Here is a 16,749-nt window from a genome sequence, read left to right on the forward strand (position 1 = left end):
CTCCCCGGCTGGCGAGGATAGGCGAGCGACTCGCACGAACGGGTACGCCCCTTCGCGGAGCCGTTGGCCGGATGACGTCCCGCTGCCCTCGGGGCCCACGCGACTGGCTACCAGAGACCCTTGGCTTGAAGCAGCTCGCCCACGCGGCGGGGCTCGGCGCGCCAGGCGGTGAAGAAGTCCCCGGCGGCGTCGGGGGACAGGTTCTCCCAGATGAGGCGGCCGGTGTCCTCCTCGCGGCGGCAGCGCACGAAGGTGGAGCGCACCTGCTCGGGCGAGTCGAAGGTGAGGCTGTCGAGCAGCTCTGGGCTTTGGCTGGTGAGCAGGGCCTGCCGGGGTTCGAGCTGTTCGAGGATGGCGCGGACCTGCCGGGGGTGGAAGGCGTGCGCGACCTCGTCCGCGATGACGACGGCGCGGGCGTGGGCCAGGTAGTGGAGGAAGGCCACCAGGCGCTTCTGACCGTAGCCGAGCTGACGGGCGGAGAGGCGCTGGCCGGCGGCGGTGACGAAGCAGAGGTCCAGGTTGCCCAGGGACAGCGTTTCGTATTTGCCCTGGGGTTGGGTCTCCAGCGGGGACAGGAGCGCCTCCGCGGACGCGAAGCCGAGGAGCCGGGCGGCGTCACGGAGGAAGGGGACGTTCTCCGAGGACAGCACATAACGGGCGGCGCCCCACTGCGCGGCGGCGACCTTGCGCAGGCCGTCGAGCAGGTCCTCCGAGGCCACGCCCGTGCCCGTGGCGAGCACGCCCTCCGCGCGACGGGAGAGCCGCAGCTCGGCGCGCCAGAGCTGGTCGAAGTGGGCGAGCCCCTCGTCGAAGCGGCGGAGGTCGGCCTGCGCGGAGACTTCCCGCGCCATGGCCAGCATCGGCTCGACGGCGGCGGTGCCCTCGCCCGTCTTCTCCACCCAGGCGATGCCGCCCGTCATCAGGACGAGCCAGAGCCGGCCCCCGACTTCGGGAGCGATGCGCTCATGCACGACGTCGGTGGTGTCGTCCTCACGGGAGACGCGGAGCTGCTGGCCCTCGCGGTGGATGACCAGCGGCCAGGCCATGTCGCGCGGGGCCACGGTGATGTCCATGGAAAGGCCGCTCGTGCCTTCCGCACCCGAGGGCACGTTGCGCACGCGCACGGTGATGCGGCCGGTATCCGCGGCCAGTGCATATTCGAGGTCGAACGCCTCATGTCGCAGCGGCGTGAAGTCCGAGCTGACGACGGCGGCGGCGAGGTCCAGCAGCATGGACTTCCCGGTGCCGTTCTCCCCGAGCAGCACGTTGAGGGACGGGCTGAAGAGCAACCGCGTCCCGGACTTCACCGTGCGGAACTGGTGAACCTGGAGCCACTGGAGCTTGAGCATCAGCCTGGAGACTGGCGCCCGGGGCGCTTCAGCGTCAACTCGCGCCGCACGGCGGCACGTCCTCCTGGGAGCCCCAGATGTGCCGGCGCTCGTCCACCCACGCGAACACCTTTCTGGAAAAGGCCGAGTGACTGAGTCCGCTCCGACCCCGGAATGTCCACACCGAAAAAGCCACAATTTCCAACAAGGTCATATAAAAACGATAAAGCTGAAATCACAGACCCAGTCCATCACGAACTGACACCGCGCTACTGGAGCGCCGAAGAAAGCACATGAAAGAAGTCGACCTGCAAATCCCTCACGAAACACATGTTTCAACACATCCGCCCGCGAGAGTGCGCGCCCTGGCACAAACAAGTGTCGCGGCCTCTCCCCGTAGGCAATGGGCGCGGGGCTGGCTGGCCGCCCTGGGGCTGTTCGCCGCGTGCGCTGTCGAACCAGCCACATCAGACGAGGCCGTGAGCCAGAGTTGGGCGGCGATAGAGGTGCCACGAGGGTTGGATTTCGGCGGGGCCTTTGGCTACTTCAACAACGGTGTGCTGTCGCCGAATCCGGCGACCGGCGCCGCCTCCTGCCCGGAGGGCTACACCCAGACACAGACCTATGGGAAGACAGGGCTGGACTGGCCGGTATACATCTGCCACCGACCCTCCGAGGAGGGGCGCGCCTCCCTCTACGACTTCGGCGGCATGTGGGGGCACGTCAACAGGAACCAGGTCCTCAACCCCATCACCCAAGCGGCCCGGTGTCCGGCTGGCTATACAGAGCAGAAGTTGCTCGGCACGAACCAGCAGGATTACGGGCTGCATCTGTGTTACCGGCCGCATGTCCCGGGAGTGCCCTCGGAGTACCGCTTCGGCGGCGCACATGGGCACATTGAATCCGCGGCCACGAAGAACCCCGCGACCGGTGCGGCGTCATGCCCGAATGGCTTTGAGCAGACGCAGGTGCTCGGCACCCACAACGTCGACTACCCACTCTATTTCTGCATGGCCCGAGCGTCCCATTGGGACTTCGGCGGCTTCATCGGCACGCGCAACGGCGGTGAGCCTGTCCTGAACCCCGCGACGGACGCGGCGACCTGTCCGGACGGCTATACGCGGACGCAAGTGCTGGGCACGGGCGCCGTCGACCAACCGCTCCACCTCTGCGCCCGCCCCAATTGGGATGGCACCGAACCGGCGCTCGACTTCGGCGGACTGTGGGGCTTCGTCAACGACACCGCCGTGAACAATCCGTATACGAATGCGCAAACCTGTCCGGCAGGGTTCACGGCCCAGAAGGTCCTCGGGACGACGGGGCAAGATCACGACCTCCACGTCTGCTACCGGCCCCATGTCCCCGGAACGGGCCCGACGCTCCCGTTTGGTGGCCTCTGGGGTCACGTCGAGGGCACCCAGGTGCCGAACCCCGTGACGGCCGCCGCGTCGTGTCCCAAGGGATTCACTCCGAAGCAGGTGCTTGGCACGTCCGGTGTCGACGCGGCACTGTACCTCTGCGAGCCGCATTCTGATGCCTTGGAGTTCGGCGGAGCCTTCGGCTACTTCAACAACGGTGTGCTGTCGCCGAATCCGGCGACCGGCGCCGCCTCCTGCCCGTTCGGGTATACCCAGACGCAGGTCCTTGGGACCTGGGGGACCGACTGGGATGTCCACATCTGTCAGCGGCCCGCACGCGAGGGGAGCACTCCCCTCTATGACTTCGGCGGCATGTGGGGGCACGTCAACAGGAGCCAGGTCGTCAACCCCATCACCCACGCGGCCCGGTGCCCGGCTGGCTATACAGAGCAGCAGTTGCTCGGCACGAACCAGCGGGATTACGGACTGTATCTGTGTTACCGGCCGCATGTCCCGGGGCGGATTCCCGAGAATCGCTTCGGCGGCATGCATGGACATGTCGAGCGGCTCCCCGTGGCCAACCCCGCGACGGGCACGACGGCATGTCCGCCTGGCGCGGTAGAGGCGCAGGTACTGGGGACCCATGGCATGGACTATTCGCTGCACTACTGCATGACGCGCGCGCCGAAATGGGACTTCGGTGGAGTCTTTGGCTATCTCAATGGTGGCAGCCCTGTATCAAACCCAGCGACGGGCGCCCCGTCCTGCCCGGGCGGATATGTCCAGACACAGGTGCTGGGCTCCAGCACCATGGACGCCCCGCTCTTCCTCTGCTCCCGGCCGAACTGGGACAACGCTGAGCCCGCGCTCGACTTCGGCGGCATGTGGGGCATCGTCAACGCCGCCTGGGTGAACAACCCATACACGAATGGGCAGTCCTGCCCGGCGGGCTTCGCCGCGCTGAGAATACTCGGGACAGCGAGACAGGACTCGGACCTCCATGTGTGCTACCGGCACCACGCGCCCGGGACAGTGCCTCCGTATCCATTTGGCGGCATGTGGGGCTACGTCAACGACGCTCCGGTGTCGAACCCCACGACGAGCACCGCCTCATGCCCCACGGGCTTCATCCCAAGGCAGATACTAGGGACCGCGCACATCGACCACCCAGTGTACTTCTGCGAACTGCCGGCCAAGAGCCTGGACTTCGGCGGAGCCTTTGGCTTCGTCCACAACGGCACGCTCTCACCGAACCCGGCGACCGGCGCCGCCTCCTGCCCGGAGGGCTATACTAAAACACAAGCGTATGGCACCCATGGGCGCGACTGGAGCGTACACTTCTGTCATAGGCCGTCCCTGGAGGGAGAGGCTCCGCTCTACGACTTTGGTGGCATGTGGGGCTATGTCAACAACACCCTGGTGAGGAACCCAATCACAAGCGGCGCCAACTGCCCGGCTGGATATACCGACCAACTCCTGCTCGGCACGAGTCGCCTCGATCATGAGCTGCACGTCTGTTACCGGCAACATGTCGCGAACTCACCGGCGGCCGCCCGTTTTGGTGGCATGTATGGATATGTCGAGCAAGCCCCTGTCCCGAACCCCGCGACAGTCACCACGGAGTGCCCGAGCGGATTCGAGCAGACGCAGGTGCTCGGCACCCACAACATCGACTACCCGCTCTACTTCTGCATGGCCCGGGCGCCCCATTGGGACTTCGGTGGCTTCATCGGCACGCGCAACGGCGGTGAACCTGTTCCGAACCCCGTGACGAACGCGGCGACCTGCCCGGACGGCTATACGCGAACGCAGGTGCTGGGCACGAGCGCGGTCGATCAGCCGCTCTACCTCTGCACGCGTCCCAACTGGGGGGATGCCGACCCGGCGCTCGACTTCGGCGGAATGTGGGGCTACGCCGACGGCGTCGCGGTGAACAACCCCTATACGAATGCGCAGACGTGTCCGGCGGGGTTCATCGCCCAGAAGGTGCTCGGGACCACCGGGCAGGACTACGACCTCCACGCATGCTACCGGCCCCACGTTCCCGGGCAGGCCTCTCCGTATGCGTTCGCGGGCCTGTGGGGCCATGTCGAAGGAGCCCAGACACCGAACCCCACGACAGGCGCCACGTCGTGCCCTCGTGGGTTTGCCCCAACGCGGGTGCTGGGCACCCAGGGCACCGACTATCCGTTGTACTTCTGCGAGCTACTCCAAACGAAGTTCGCGCCCCGGCTGCGCTTTGATGGGTCCGCGCGCGGCTACCCCATGTCGGCCCAGGACTTCTATGACGCGGCGGTCGTGAACCCGCAGCAGGGCATCATCCAGAACACGGACGCCACGACACTGGGGACGGGGACGATTCCCACGTACTACCAGCTCATTGAGTGCGGCCAGCAGGTGCGCATCAAATACTGGTGGTTCTACGGCTACCAGAGCACCTGCGACGACTTCGGTAATGGTGCCCACCACGGCGACTGGGAAGATGTCACGGTGACATTGAGTGAGGACAAGACGACCATCGCCGCCGTCACCTTTTCGATGCACGGTAAGTCCTATACGCGGCTCGCCAGCCGTGGAGGCTTCCAGGTGGAGAACGGCACGCATCCCGTTGTCTACGTAGGGAAGAACTCTCATGCCGCCCACTACAAGCAAGGTGGGAGCGGCGTGACGGACAACTGCCTGCCTTGGGAGGAGTACCGCAACAACTCGACAGGCACGCACCTGGATAGCTGGCTGAACCTGGTGAGCCTCGACACAGGAGCCGAGCCCTGGATAATGGCCGACCGCATCAACAACTTCGCGTGGGGGTACAATGGAGTGAATACCCACCCGACTCGCTCCGGCCCCAGTTGCCGGATGAATGCCGCCAATTGGTCCGCCAATGTACCGACCTGGTGGCACAGCCAGTGCAAAGCGGGCGACCGCGACGACGGGACGACTTGCCACTCCGCGTGTCGCTCCGGGTATACAGACATGGGGCTGACGTGTACGAATTGGAGCATCACCTCGCTCCACACGTATGGGCAAAACATCTATCGGTATGACTACACACTGCCGACGTCGGACCGCGGACTCTTGATTGGAGATCCGCGCTGATGCTGCCGTGGGCGGCCCCTTCAACACCGAGGCGCGGCCCGCAGACCGTTGACCAGGACTTCAACGGCAACTGACGCCGCCTCACTGGCGTCCAGACCAGCGGGTCGCGGTCCGCAATCCATCTTCTCATGGCTGTCCATCCTCCCAGAGGCAGCCATGAGAAGATGCTTCATCCAGACACGACGGCCCAGACGGAGTCGTCGCCGAGCAGGAAGGCGGCGCGAAGCGCCCTCTGGCGGCCTCCTGGATGCACTCGGCCACCGGAGTGACTTCTTCGGTGGGTACAACAATGAGCACCACCATGGCGGCCGGGCGCCCCGGGCCGAGGTGCTCGTCGAGTCCTACGCCGCGCCCCCTGAGCGATTCCTTCGCGGCGTCCCCATGTCGAAGGCCCCGCCAACCGTCATCTGGATGAACGCCCCCCGCGCGACGCGCCTCCTCGCAGGGGCTGCGCAGTGCTCTTTCGGGCTCGCTGTCTCACTCGCGCTGACAGGTTCCGCGGTCGCCCATGCCTGTCCGCCGTCCATCACTGGCGGACAGTGACATCCAAGAATCTGTCCACCAGACGCAGGGCAGCCCCGCCGGCCGTGGTGGATGGGCAACGCGCTTCCTACCTGTGCGCGCGCTCCCATGAATGCCCTGCTGCTCGCAGCCCTGCTGTCCCACGCCTCCAGCCTCCTGCTGGCCCAGGCGGGCCCCGGCACCGACGCGGGCGTGGAGCCACCCGCGACCCGCGCTCCCGTCCTCTCCCCGGAGACACCCGAGCCGCCGCGGTTCCCGGTGTCCGACCCGCTGCTGGAGCCCATTCCCCCGGCCGAGATGCAGGTGGCGACCTGGGACGAGGCGCTGCACCTGCTGCGTCAACGCTCCACCAGCCTGTACACCGCGCTGGCCCAGGTGGAGTCCGCGGCGGGCGTGCAGCGAATCGCCCTGGCCGCATTGCTGCCCACGCTCACCGGCACTGTCTCCGTCCAGTACAACGTGCTCAATCCCAACGCGACGCCGCTCCTGGGTGGTGGCGGCGGTGGCGGCGGCGGCGTGGGAGGCGGTATCGGCGGGGGCATTGGCGGCGACGTCGGAGGCGCCCAGTCACCGGGCCTCACCCGCCCGCCTTTCCTGGGACTGCTGAACGCCACCCAGCCCCTGTTCAACCTCCCGTCCATCATCGCGCTGGGCACCGCGCGCGAGGCCCGGCGCACCGCCAACCTGTCGCTGGCGGAGACGCGGCGCCAGCTCACCAGCGCGCTGGCCCAGTCACTGGTGCTCGTCGCCGCGCAGGAGCGGATGGCCGAGGTCAACCGCGTCAACCTGCGCACCGCCCTGGAGCGGCTGGCCCTCACGGAGCGCCGCTTCGAGCTGGGCGCGGGCACGCGGCTGGACGTGGTGCGCGTGCAGCAGGACACGGAGACGGCGCGCAACCTCGTCGTCCTGGGGGACGAGACCCTGCGCAAGGCCCGTGAGACGCTGGGACTGGTGCTGGGCATTCCTCAAGGCGTGGGCCTGGTCCGGGGCGTCCAGTTGGAGACCCTGCTCCAGCACTCGCGGCGGGACTGTCAGCAACTGGAGTCGCTCGACCGGCGCGCGGACATCGCGGTGGCGCGCTCGCGGCGCACGCTGGCCGAGCGGCAGGTGTCGGAAGTGAAGGCGCGTTATGCCCCGACGCTCGCGCTGACCAGCACCACCCTGGCCCTCACCGTGGAAGAGGGCTTCGTGACGGTGCCGGTGTGGAACATCGGCGCCAGCCTGGTGCTGCCCTTCTGGGATGGCGGCGCGCGTGAGGGCCAACTGTGGCAGACGCGCGCGGGCGTGGAGGTGGCGAAGCAGGGGCTGGTGGAGCTGGAGCGCACGGCCTCGGTGGAGGTGCTGCAGGCACGGCGCGCCGTACAGGTGGCGGACGCGGCCGCGCGCATCGCGGGCCGGGGACGCGCCCTGGCCGAGGAGAACGACCGGCTCACCCGGCGCAGCTTCGAGGTGGGAACGGGAACCAGCCTGGAGCTCATCCAGACAGCGTCGGACCTCCGCCAGGCGGAGTTGCTGCTGGTGGTGCGCGAGTTCGAGCTGGAGCAGGCGCGGGTCGCGGCGTTCCTCACGGAGGCGGCATGCGATTGGTGAGGACGTGGAGCACGGGGCTCGCCGTACTGCTCCTCGCGGGCTGCCGCTCGCAGGGCGACTCGGGGCCGCAGGGGGGCCAAGCGGCCACGAACCAGCCCATGCCGGTGGAGGTGGAGCGCCTGGTCCCCGCCGAGGTGCGCGAGTCCAACGAGTACCTGGGCGCGCTCATCTCCCGCAGCAGCATCACCGTCTATCCGCAGGTCGCCGGCTACGTGAAGGCGATTCCGCTCGAGCCGGGAGCACGCGTCGAACAGGGGGAAGTGCTGCTCGTGGTGGACCCCCGGCGAGAAAGCGCGGGCCTGCGCGCCACCCAGGCGCAGCAAGCCGCCGCCATGGCGCAGCGAGAGTACGCCCAACAGACGCGCAAGCGCAGTGAGCAACTGCTGAAGGAGGGACTCCAGAGCCGCCAGGACTATGACCAGGCGGTGGCGCAGGCACTGCAAGCCGAGGCCAGCGCGCGCGCCATCGAAGCCCAGGTGCAGGCCCAGGAGGTCCAGCTCGGCTTCTACGAAGTGAGCGCGCCCTTCGCCGGCATCGTGGGCGACTACCCGGTGAACGTGGGCGACTTCGTGACGCAGCAGACGGCCCTCACCACACTGGACCAGAGCAACACGCTGGAGCTGTCCGTCCAGATTCCCGTCGAGCGGGCAGGCACCGTCCGGGTGGGCACCACGCCAGTGGAGGTGTTGGACCCAGAGGGCCGGCTCGTGGTGTCGGCACCGGTGTTCTTCGTGGCGCCCACGCCCAACGCCACCACGCAGTTGGTGGAGATACGCGGTGTCTTCGAGAACACCGTGGGCCTGCGCGCCGGACAGTTCGTGCGCGCCCGGGTCGTCTATGCCACGCGGGAGGCTCTGCGCGTCCCGACCTCCGCCGTCACCCGCATCAGCAGCCAGTCCTTCGTCTTCGTGGTGCAGGACTCGGACGCGGGCACCGTGGCGCAGCGGGCGCCGGTGAGCCTGGGCCTCGTCTCCGGCAATGACTACGAGGTGACGGGCGGACTGGACGCGGGCACGCCCGTGGTGCTCAGCGGCATCCAGATGCTCCGCGATGGCCAGCCCATCCAACCCAAGGCCCCCTCGCGCAAGCCACCTCAGGGCGTGGGCGGCAGCGGGACCGACGGCGGCACCCCGCCGGCACAGTGAGGGGCCGCCATGTTCACCGACTTCTTCATCCGCCGTCCCGTCTTCGCCAGTGTGGTGTCCATCATCATCACCCTGGTGGGGGCCATCTCCATCCCCAACCTCCCCGTCGAGCAGTACCCGGACCTGTCCCTGCCCGTGGTGCAGGTGACGGCGACGTACATCGGCGCCTCCGCGGAGACAGTGGAGAGCGCCGTCACCACCGTGCTGGAGCGGCAGCTCAACGGCGTGGAGGGCATGCGTTACATCGCCTCCACCAGCAGCAACACGGGCGTGAGCACCATCACCGTCACCTTCGACCCGGGACGGGACTTGGACATCGCCGCGGTGGACGTCCAGAACCGCGTGGCCACCGCGTCCGCGCAGCTCCCGGCCGCCGTCAACGCGCTGGGCGTCACCATCACCAAGGCCCAGACGCAGCTGCTCATCGCCTTCGGCCTGTTCGACGAGGAGAACCGTTACGAGACGGGCTTCCTCAGCAACTACGCGGACGTCTTCATCCGGGACGCGCTGCTGCGCGTGACGGGCGTGGGCGACGTGCGGATTTTCGGTGAGCGGCGCTTCGCCATGCGGCTGTGGCTGGACCCCACGGAGCTGGCCCGGCGCGGGCTCGCCGCCACGGACGTGGTGAACGCCCTGCGCGCGCAGAACGTTCAAATCGGCGCCGGACAGGTGGGCCAGCCGCCCGCGCCGCCGGGACAGACGTATCAGTTCACGGTGCGCGTGCTGGGGCAGCTCACGTCGGCGGAGGAGTTCGGCAACATCGTGGTGCAGCAGGGGCCGGACGGCTCGCTGGTGCGGCTGAAGGACGTGGGCAGCGCGGAGCTGGGCGCGGAGAACTACGGGCAGCTTCTGCGCTTCAACGGCCGCGAAGCCGTGGGCCTGGGCATCTTTCAGCTCCCCGGCTCCAACGCGCTGGACGTGCGCGACGGCGTCGTCGCCGAGCTGGAGCGGCTCAAGGGAAACTTCCCACCAGGAATGCGCTATCAGCGCGCCTTCGACACCACGGCGGCGGTGCAGGCCTCCATCGAGGAGGTGCTGGTGACGCTGGGCGAGGCCATCTTCCTGGTGGTGCTGGTCATCTTCATCTTCCTGCACGGCTGGCGCAGCGTGCTGGTGGTGGCCACCACGCTGCCCGTGTCGCTGGTGGGCACCTTCCTCTTCGTCAACGCGTTCGGCTTCTCCATCAACACGCTGACGCTCTTCGGCCTCACGCTGGCCACGGGGCTGGTGGTGGATGACGCCATCATCGTCATCGAGAACGTCGAGCGCACCATGGAGCAGGACAACGTGGGCCCTCGCGAGGCCACCCACCGGGGCATGAAGCAGGTGGCCGGCGCGCTGGTGGCCATTGCCCTGGTGCTGTCCGCGGTGTTCGTGCCGGTGTCCTTCTTCCCCGGCACCACCGGCATCATCTACCGGCAGTTCGCCCTCACCCTGGCCTTCTCCATCAGCCTGTCCGCGCTGGTGGCGCTCACCCTGTCCCCCGCGCTGTGCGCCATCCTGCTGCGGCCCCACGAAGGCCAGAAGTGGAAGGTCTTCCGCATGTTCGACCGGGGGCTCGACGCGTTCCGAGACGCCTACGGCCGGATGTTGGCGAAGCTCATCGGACCGCTGCGCTGGCCGGTGGTCATCGCCTTCGTCGTGTGTCTGGCCGGCACCATCCTGGTGTACCGCCTCACGCCCACGGGCTTCATCCCAGGCGAGGACCAGGGCTACCTCATCATCGCCGTGCAGGGGCCGGAGGGCACGTCGCTGGACTACACGCGCAATGTGCTGCTCCAGGCGGAAGACGTGCTGCGCCAGCAGCCGGAGGTCGCGGGCATCTTCACCGTGGGCGGCTTCTCGCTGCTGGGCACGGGCGTCAACTACGGCACCCTCTTCGTCAACCTGCACCTATGGGATGAGCGCAAACGGCCGGACCAGAGCGTGGCGGGACTGGTGGAGCGCCTGAGACGTCCGCTGAGGGCCATTGGCGGCGCGCGCGTGTTGCCCTTCGAGCCCCCCGCCATCCGCGGCGTGGGCAGCGTGGGCGGCTTTGAGTTCGTGCTGGAGGACCAGCAAGGTGGCCGAACGCTCGCTCAGCTCGCGCAGACGACGGACATGCTGGTGGGCGCGGCCAGCCAGGACCCGGGCCTGCGCGGCGTCTTCTCCTCATACACAGCGAACACGCCCCTCCTGGACGTGCAGGTGGACCGGGAGAAGGCCCTGGCGATGGGCGTCCCGCTGGATGGCGTCTTCTCTACGCTGCAAGTCTATCTGGGCAGCCAGTACGTGAATGACTTCACCTTCGCCAGCCGCGTGTACCGCGTGTACGTGCAGGCCGCCGTTCCGTTCCGCAACGAGCCACGCGACATCGACGCGCTCTACGTCCGCTCCGCGAAGGGAGAGATGGTGCCGCTGGAGTCGCTGGTGCAGGTGCGGCCCATCACCAGCGCGCAGAACATCCAGCACTACAACCTGTACCGCTCGGCGACCATCAACGGGCAGGCCGCGCCGGGCTCCAGCTCCGGGCAGGCCCTGGACGCGATGGATGCGGTGGCGCGCAAGACGTTGCCCGTGGGCTACACCTTCGAATGGACGGGCCTGTCTCAGGAGCAGCAGGAGGCGGGCCGCAGCGTGCTGCTCATCTTCGGGCTGGGCGTCGTCTTCGTCTACCTGGTGCTGTCCGCGCAGTATGAGAGCTTCGCCCTGCCCCTGGTCATCCTCCTGGGCGTCCCCGTGGCCATGCTGGGCGCGCTGGGGCTGCAGAATTTGCGCGGCCTCCAGAACGACGTGTTCTGCCAGGTCGGGCTCGTCATGCTGGTGGGTCTGGCCAGCAAGAACGCCATCCTCATCGTCGAGTTCGCCGAGCAGCTCCGCCACGAAGGTCGGAGCGTCGTGGACGCCGCCATTCACTCCGCCCAGACGCGCCTGCGGCCCATCCTGATGACGTCCTTCGCGTTCCTCATGGGCGTGGTGCCGCTGATGCTGGCCTCGGGGGCGGGGGCCTCCGCGCGCAAGTCCCTGGGCACCACCGTGTTCGGCGGCATGCTGCTGTCCACCTTCGTGAACCTCATCTTCATCCCCGTGCTGTACGTGGTGCTGGAGACCGCCAGGCTCCGCGTCCGCCGGCATGGCGATGTCAACACGCCACCGCCCTCCGTCCGCCCACCGGAGCCCCACACACCCTGAGTGCTGACCAGGAGCCTGAGGGGCCCCTGGATGCCCCGCCGGAGGGGCTTCGTTATCCTGCGGGGTGCCATGTCTCACTTCCCGTCACGCGACGACCGGCGGCGCCAGCGGCTGTATGCGCTCAAGCGTGCGCCCGGGCTCCGTCACCATGGCAACACCGCGCTGCTCCAACTGCTGGGCAAGGGCCAGGACGTGTCCTGGGCTCGCGGCCAGGTGCTGTGCCGGGAAGGCGAGCCCCCCGAGGGCTTCTCCCTCCTCCTGGAGGGCGAGTTGGAGGTCATGCGCGGTGACGCGCTCCTGATGACGCTCCAGCCCGGTACGCCCCTGGGACTGGAGGCGCTGTCGAGCGGCAGCAACGCCTTCACCATCCGCGCGACGACGGACTCCGAGGGCCTCTTCTTTCCGAAGGACGCTGTCGCGAGCCTGCTGCACGCGCCCACCGGCGTGCAGGAGCGGCCCCGTCCGCCAGCGGAGGTCATCGCCTTCGAGAGCAACGTGCGCGGCGCGCCCCTGGCCTCCCTCATCGAGCTGGTGGCGAAGGTCATCCACCGCGACTTCGGCGACCGCGTGCTGCTGCTCCGGAGCGCACCGGGCGGGCATGACGCGCCCGTCACGAAGGGGGCGGATGGCGTCCTGCGCGCCACGCTGCCTCCAGCTGAAGCTGGCGGTCCCGGCCTGCTGACCCCATCGGTGCTCCAGCGGCTCACGGCCGAGCACGGCCTCCACTACGTCCTGCTCGACGGCTGCGGCGTGGCGGACGTCGGGATGACAGGCAAGACGGCGCGGCTGGTGACGACGCTGGACGCGCGGCAGACGTCGGCTCCTCGCGTGCTTCCCACCGTGGTGGTGGACCCCCGCCGTGCGTCACGCGAATCAGCGCTGAGTGGCCAGTCCCTGCATCCCCAGTGGCTGCCGCCCTGCCCCTTGCGGTTGAGCCTGGACAGGATGGCGCGGGTGCTCGTGGATGACCGACCGCTGGACACCACGATGCTGAGCCCCGCCGAGCAGGACGCCCTCTCCCGCTGGGCCCGAGCCCTCACCCACCGGCGCGTGGGCCTGGCGCTCAGTGGCGGTGGCGTGTGGGGCTTCTACCACGTCCACATCCTGCGCTGGCTGGTGAGCCAGGGCGTGCCCATCGACATCGTCAGCGGCGCCAGCATGGGCTCGCTGGTGGGCGCGTACTTCTGTGGCAGCGCGCTGGATGGGCACGACGGACTGGAAGGACTGCGACGGCTGGAGGAGCGGGCCATGAGCCGGCAACTCACCCTGGCCGCCACGGCCGCCATCGTGACCACGTATTCGCTGGAGCGCTTCGTGGAGCAGGACCTGGGCCGGCTCTGCCTGGAGGAGCTGGCCATCCGCTTCCTGCCTGTCACGACGGACCTGACCAGCGGAGACTGCGTGGCGCTGGAGCAGGGGCCGGTGGCCCTGGGGGTGCGCGCCAGCGGCTCGGCGCCGGGTATCTGGGGCCCCACGGTGGTGCCTCCCGCGCGGTACGTGGACGGGGCCTTCACCAGCATGGTTCCCGCGCACGTGCTGTTGAATGCGGGCGCGGACGTCATCTTCTCCAGCAACATCTTCCCCTTCGGCGTCCGGCATGCGTCCCCTCAGCGGCGGTCCGGCCTGGGGCGCTTCCTGGCGGGACTCAATCCGGTGGCCCGCGCGCTGGACCTGGCGGCCAGTGGCGTGCTGCTATTGCACCGCAGTGGTGACGTGGAGAGCCTGCTCGCGGACGTCCGCTACGACATCCAATCCGCGGAGGCACCGCTGCTGACCGCCATGGAGTTCACCAAGGCCCGGGACATCCTCGGACGGGCGGCGGCGGATGCGTCGCTCGCGAAGCGGCTGGAGGAGATGAAGCAGCACTGGCTCCAGGTCAAGGCCCGGGGTGCCCGTGCCCACGCGCATCCAGGAGGACAGCAAGCCGCATGATTCCCGTTCGCATCCTGGGCACCGCCAGTGTCCTTCCCGGCCCCGCAGTGACGACCGCGGAGCTGTGCGCGCGCGTGGGACGTGACGCCGCGGAGGTGGAACGGAAGACAGGCATCCTCACCCGCCACTTCGCGCCACCAGGGACGAAGGCCGCGGACGTGGCGGCACAGGCGCTGCGGGGCGCGCTGGACGCGGCGGGGCTGGAGGCCCGGGCCCTGCGCCGAATCCTCTGCGTCACCTCCATGGGCGGCGACGTCACCACGCCCGCCACCGCCAACCGCGTGGCCGCGGCGCTGGGCCTGTCGGGAAGCTGCGACGCGATGGACCTGAGCAACGCCTGCATGGGCTTCCTGAGCGCCTTCGACCTGGCGGCCCGCTCGGTGGCCACGGGGCTGGGGCCGGTGGGCATCGTGTCGGTGGAACTGCTGTCGCGCACCACCACGCCCGAGGAGCCCCGCCCCTACCTGGTGCTGGGCGACGCCGCCGCCGCCGCCGTGATGGGCACGGGCCGTTCGGGAGAAGGCGTCCTGGGCGTGGCCCTGGGCAATGACGGCACGCTGCCCACGGACGTGGTGCTGGAGAACCCGACGGCCACCGGCAAGCTGGAGCGGATGCGCTTCCTGACGCCCAGCCAGGAGATGACCCGCGTCGCGCTGGGCGCGCTGGTACGGGCGGCGCGCGCGGCGTTGGACGAGGCGGGCGTGGCCCTTCGCGACGTCGAGTGGGTGCTCACGCACCAGCCGAATGGCAGCATGCTGGAGGCCATCCTCCAGGCGCTGGAGGTGTCACCGGAACGCAGCGTGCGCGTGGTGGACACGGTGGGCAGCGTGGGCTCGGCCTCGCTGGGCACCAGTCTGGACCGGCTGCTGCGCACGCGTCCGGTGAAGCCAGGGCACCGCATCCTCCTGGTGGGCGTGGGCGCGGGCGTGGCCCACGGCGCGGTGCTGTACCAGGTGGGCGGATGAAACAGGCGGGCGGTTGGCCCCTGACGGCATGGCTGACCACGTTCCGGCTGCTGCGCCGGTATCACCGCTACGAGGTGGTGAACCTGGAGCCGCTGCTCCGTCCCGGCGCGAAGCTCATCGTCGGTTACCACGGGCGGCCCCTGGCCGTGGACCTGTGCATGCTGACGGTGACGCTCCACGAACGCCTGGGCTATCTGCCGCACGGCGTGGCGCACGGCGCGTTCAATTCAATTCCGGGCATGCGCACGGTGGCGGACGGGCTGGGCTTCGTCACGGGGGATGACCCGCGGCTGGCGGAGGCGGTGGCGCGCGGCGAGCACGTGTTGTTGCAGCCAGGAGGCACGCGCGAGGGCTGCCGTGACTTCCGCCACCGCTACCGCGTCGACTGGGGCGAGCGCATGGGCTACCTGCGCCTGGCGGTGCGCTACCGGCTGCCGATTGTCCCCGTGGGCGGCAGCGGCATGGACGACGCGTACGTGGGCCTCAACGACGGGTACGCGCTCGGCCAACGGATGGGGATGCCCGCGCGGCTGCCGCTGTGGCTGGGCGTGGGCGCCACGGGCCTGTGGCCCTTGTCGCTTCCCTTCCCCGTGAAGATGACGCAGTGGGTGGGCGAGCCGCTGACGCGCCACCTGGAGCCAAACTTCGACGCGGGCAACCGGGACGCGATGCGAGCGGTGCATCAGGAAGTGGCGGACGCGGTGCAGGGGCTGCTCGACAGGGCTCGCGACGTGGACAAGGGCAGCACACGGAAGGCGGTGCAATGAGGGAAGGTGAGGGTTCCGAGGCGCGACAGTGGGCGCTCATCCTGGGAGCTTCGTCTGGCACGGGCGCGGCCATCGCGGAGGCGGTGACTCGGAAGCCCGGGTTGAATGTCTTCGGTGTCCACCGGGGCCGGTACGCGGAAGGTGCCGTGCAGTTGGAGCAGCGGGTGCGGGACGCCGGTGGACTCGGTGTGATGTGGCAGGCGGACGCGTCGTCTCCAGAGGCTGCTGAGGCAGGCGTGGCGGCGCTGCGGGAAGTCGCCGGGCCCCGGAGCGTGAAGCTCTTCGTGCATTCGATTGCGGGGGCATCGGTGGGGCGATTCCTGTCCGAGGGCGAGGACCGGCTGCACGCGCGGCGCATCCGCCGGACCTTCGACACGATGGCGCACTCGTTTGTCTTCTGGGCGCAGGCCCTGGTGAATGAAGACATGTTGGCGCCGGAGGCCCGGCTTCTCGGTCTACAAAACCCGCTGGATGAAACGCACCTGGGGAACACAGGACTCATCAGCGCGTCGAAGGCGGCGCTGGAGATGTACGTGCGCTACCTCGCCATGGAGCTGGGCCCGCGAGGACACCGCGTCAACCTGCTGAAGTTCGGCACGGTGATGACGCCCGCGCTGAAGCACGTGTACTCGCCCGGGGCCCTGGCGCGCCTGGAGGCGGCCCACGCGAGGATGAATCCCGCGGGACGCATGGGCACCGTGGAGGACGTGGCCCGCTTCGTCACGGTGCTCGCCGGCGAGGAGGCGGGCTGGTTCAACGGCGCCACCATCGACTTCACCGGTGGGATGACGCTGCGGCTGTTGGACCTGGTGCTGAATCCGTGAGGTCAGCCCTGTCCGATGGCCGAGAGACAGGGCTCGGCATCTCCCCCAAGA

General features: G+C 68.8%; 9 protein-coding genes. 8 read left to right on the forward strand and 1 reads right to left on the reverse strand.

The features are described from left to right. Positions 1 to 107: 107 nt before the first annotated feature. A complete protein-coding gene (locus BHS09_RS37185) occupies positions 108 to 1,349 on the reverse strand; it encodes an AAA family ATPase (protein WP_140800437.1) in 1,242 nt (413 codons plus the stop codon). A 458-nt stretch (positions 1,350 to 1,807) separates the two neighbouring features. Between BHS09_RS37185 and BHS09_RS37190 the strand changes: the two genes are divergently transcribed. From BHS09_RS37190 to BHS09_RS37225, 8 genes are all read left to right on the forward strand, one after another. Further along, a complete protein-coding gene (locus BHS09_RS37190; RefSeq protein WP_237080064.1) occupies positions 1,808 to 5,782 on the forward strand; it encodes a hypothetical protein in 3,975 nt (1,324 codons plus the stop codon). Positions 5,783 to 6,412: 630 nt separating this feature from the next. Next, positions 6,413 to 7,894 carry a TolC family protein gene (locus BHS09_RS37195; protein ID WP_140800438.1) on the forward strand — a complete coding sequence of 494 codons (1,482 nt, stop codon included), beginning with the start codon at positions 6,413 to 6,415 and terminating at the stop codon, positions 7,892 to 7,894. Beyond that, complete coding sequence (locus BHS09_RS37200) at positions 7,882 to 9,039, forward strand: efflux RND transporter periplasmic adaptor subunit (RefSeq protein WP_140796081.1); 1,158 nt, start codon at positions 7,882 to 7,884, stop codon at positions 9,037 to 9,039. Before BHS09_RS37195 ends, BHS09_RS37200 begins: the two co-directional genes overlap by 13 nt. 9 nt (positions 9,040 to 9,048) lie before the next feature. After that, on the forward strand, positions 9,049 to 12,210 hold the full coding sequence (locus BHS09_RS37205; RefSeq protein WP_140800439.1) for an efflux RND transporter permease subunit: 3,162 nt from the start codon (positions 9,049 to 9,051) through the stop codon (positions 12,208 to 12,210). Positions 12,211 to 12,279: 69 nt separating this feature from the next. Then, complete coding sequence (locus BHS09_RS37210) at positions 12,280 to 14,142, forward strand: patatin-like phospholipase family protein (protein ID WP_237080065.1); 1,863 nt, start codon at positions 12,280 to 12,282, stop codon at positions 14,140 to 14,142. Further along, a complete protein-coding gene (locus BHS09_RS37215) occupies positions 14,139 to 15,107 on the forward strand; it encodes a 3-oxoacyl-ACP synthase III family protein (protein ID WP_140796084.1) in 969 nt (322 codons plus the stop codon). Before BHS09_RS37210 ends, BHS09_RS37215 begins: the two co-directional genes overlap by 4 nt. Continuing rightward, the gene (locus BHS09_RS37220; RefSeq protein WP_140796085.1) at positions 15,104 to 15,874 is read left to right on the forward strand and encodes a lysophospholipid acyltransferase family protein; all 771 of its coding nucleotides are present in this window, start codon (positions 15,104 to 15,106) and stop codon (positions 15,872 to 15,874) included. Before BHS09_RS37215 ends, BHS09_RS37220 begins: the two co-directional genes overlap by 4 nt. Further along, a complete protein-coding gene (locus tag BHS09_RS37225) occupies positions 15,871 to 16,698 on the forward strand; it encodes an SDR family NAD(P)-dependent oxidoreductase (RefSeq protein ID WP_140796086.1) in 828 nt (275 codons plus the stop codon). The genes BHS09_RS37220 and BHS09_RS37225 overlap by 4 nt, the downstream gene beginning before the upstream one ends. Positions 16,699 to 16,749: the final 51 nt, after the last annotated feature.

It is taken from the genome of Myxococcus xanthus (assembly GCF_006402735.1).
Classification (GTDB): domain Bacteria; phylum Myxococcota; class Myxococcia; order Myxococcales; family Myxococcaceae; genus Myxococcus; species Myxococcus xanthus_A.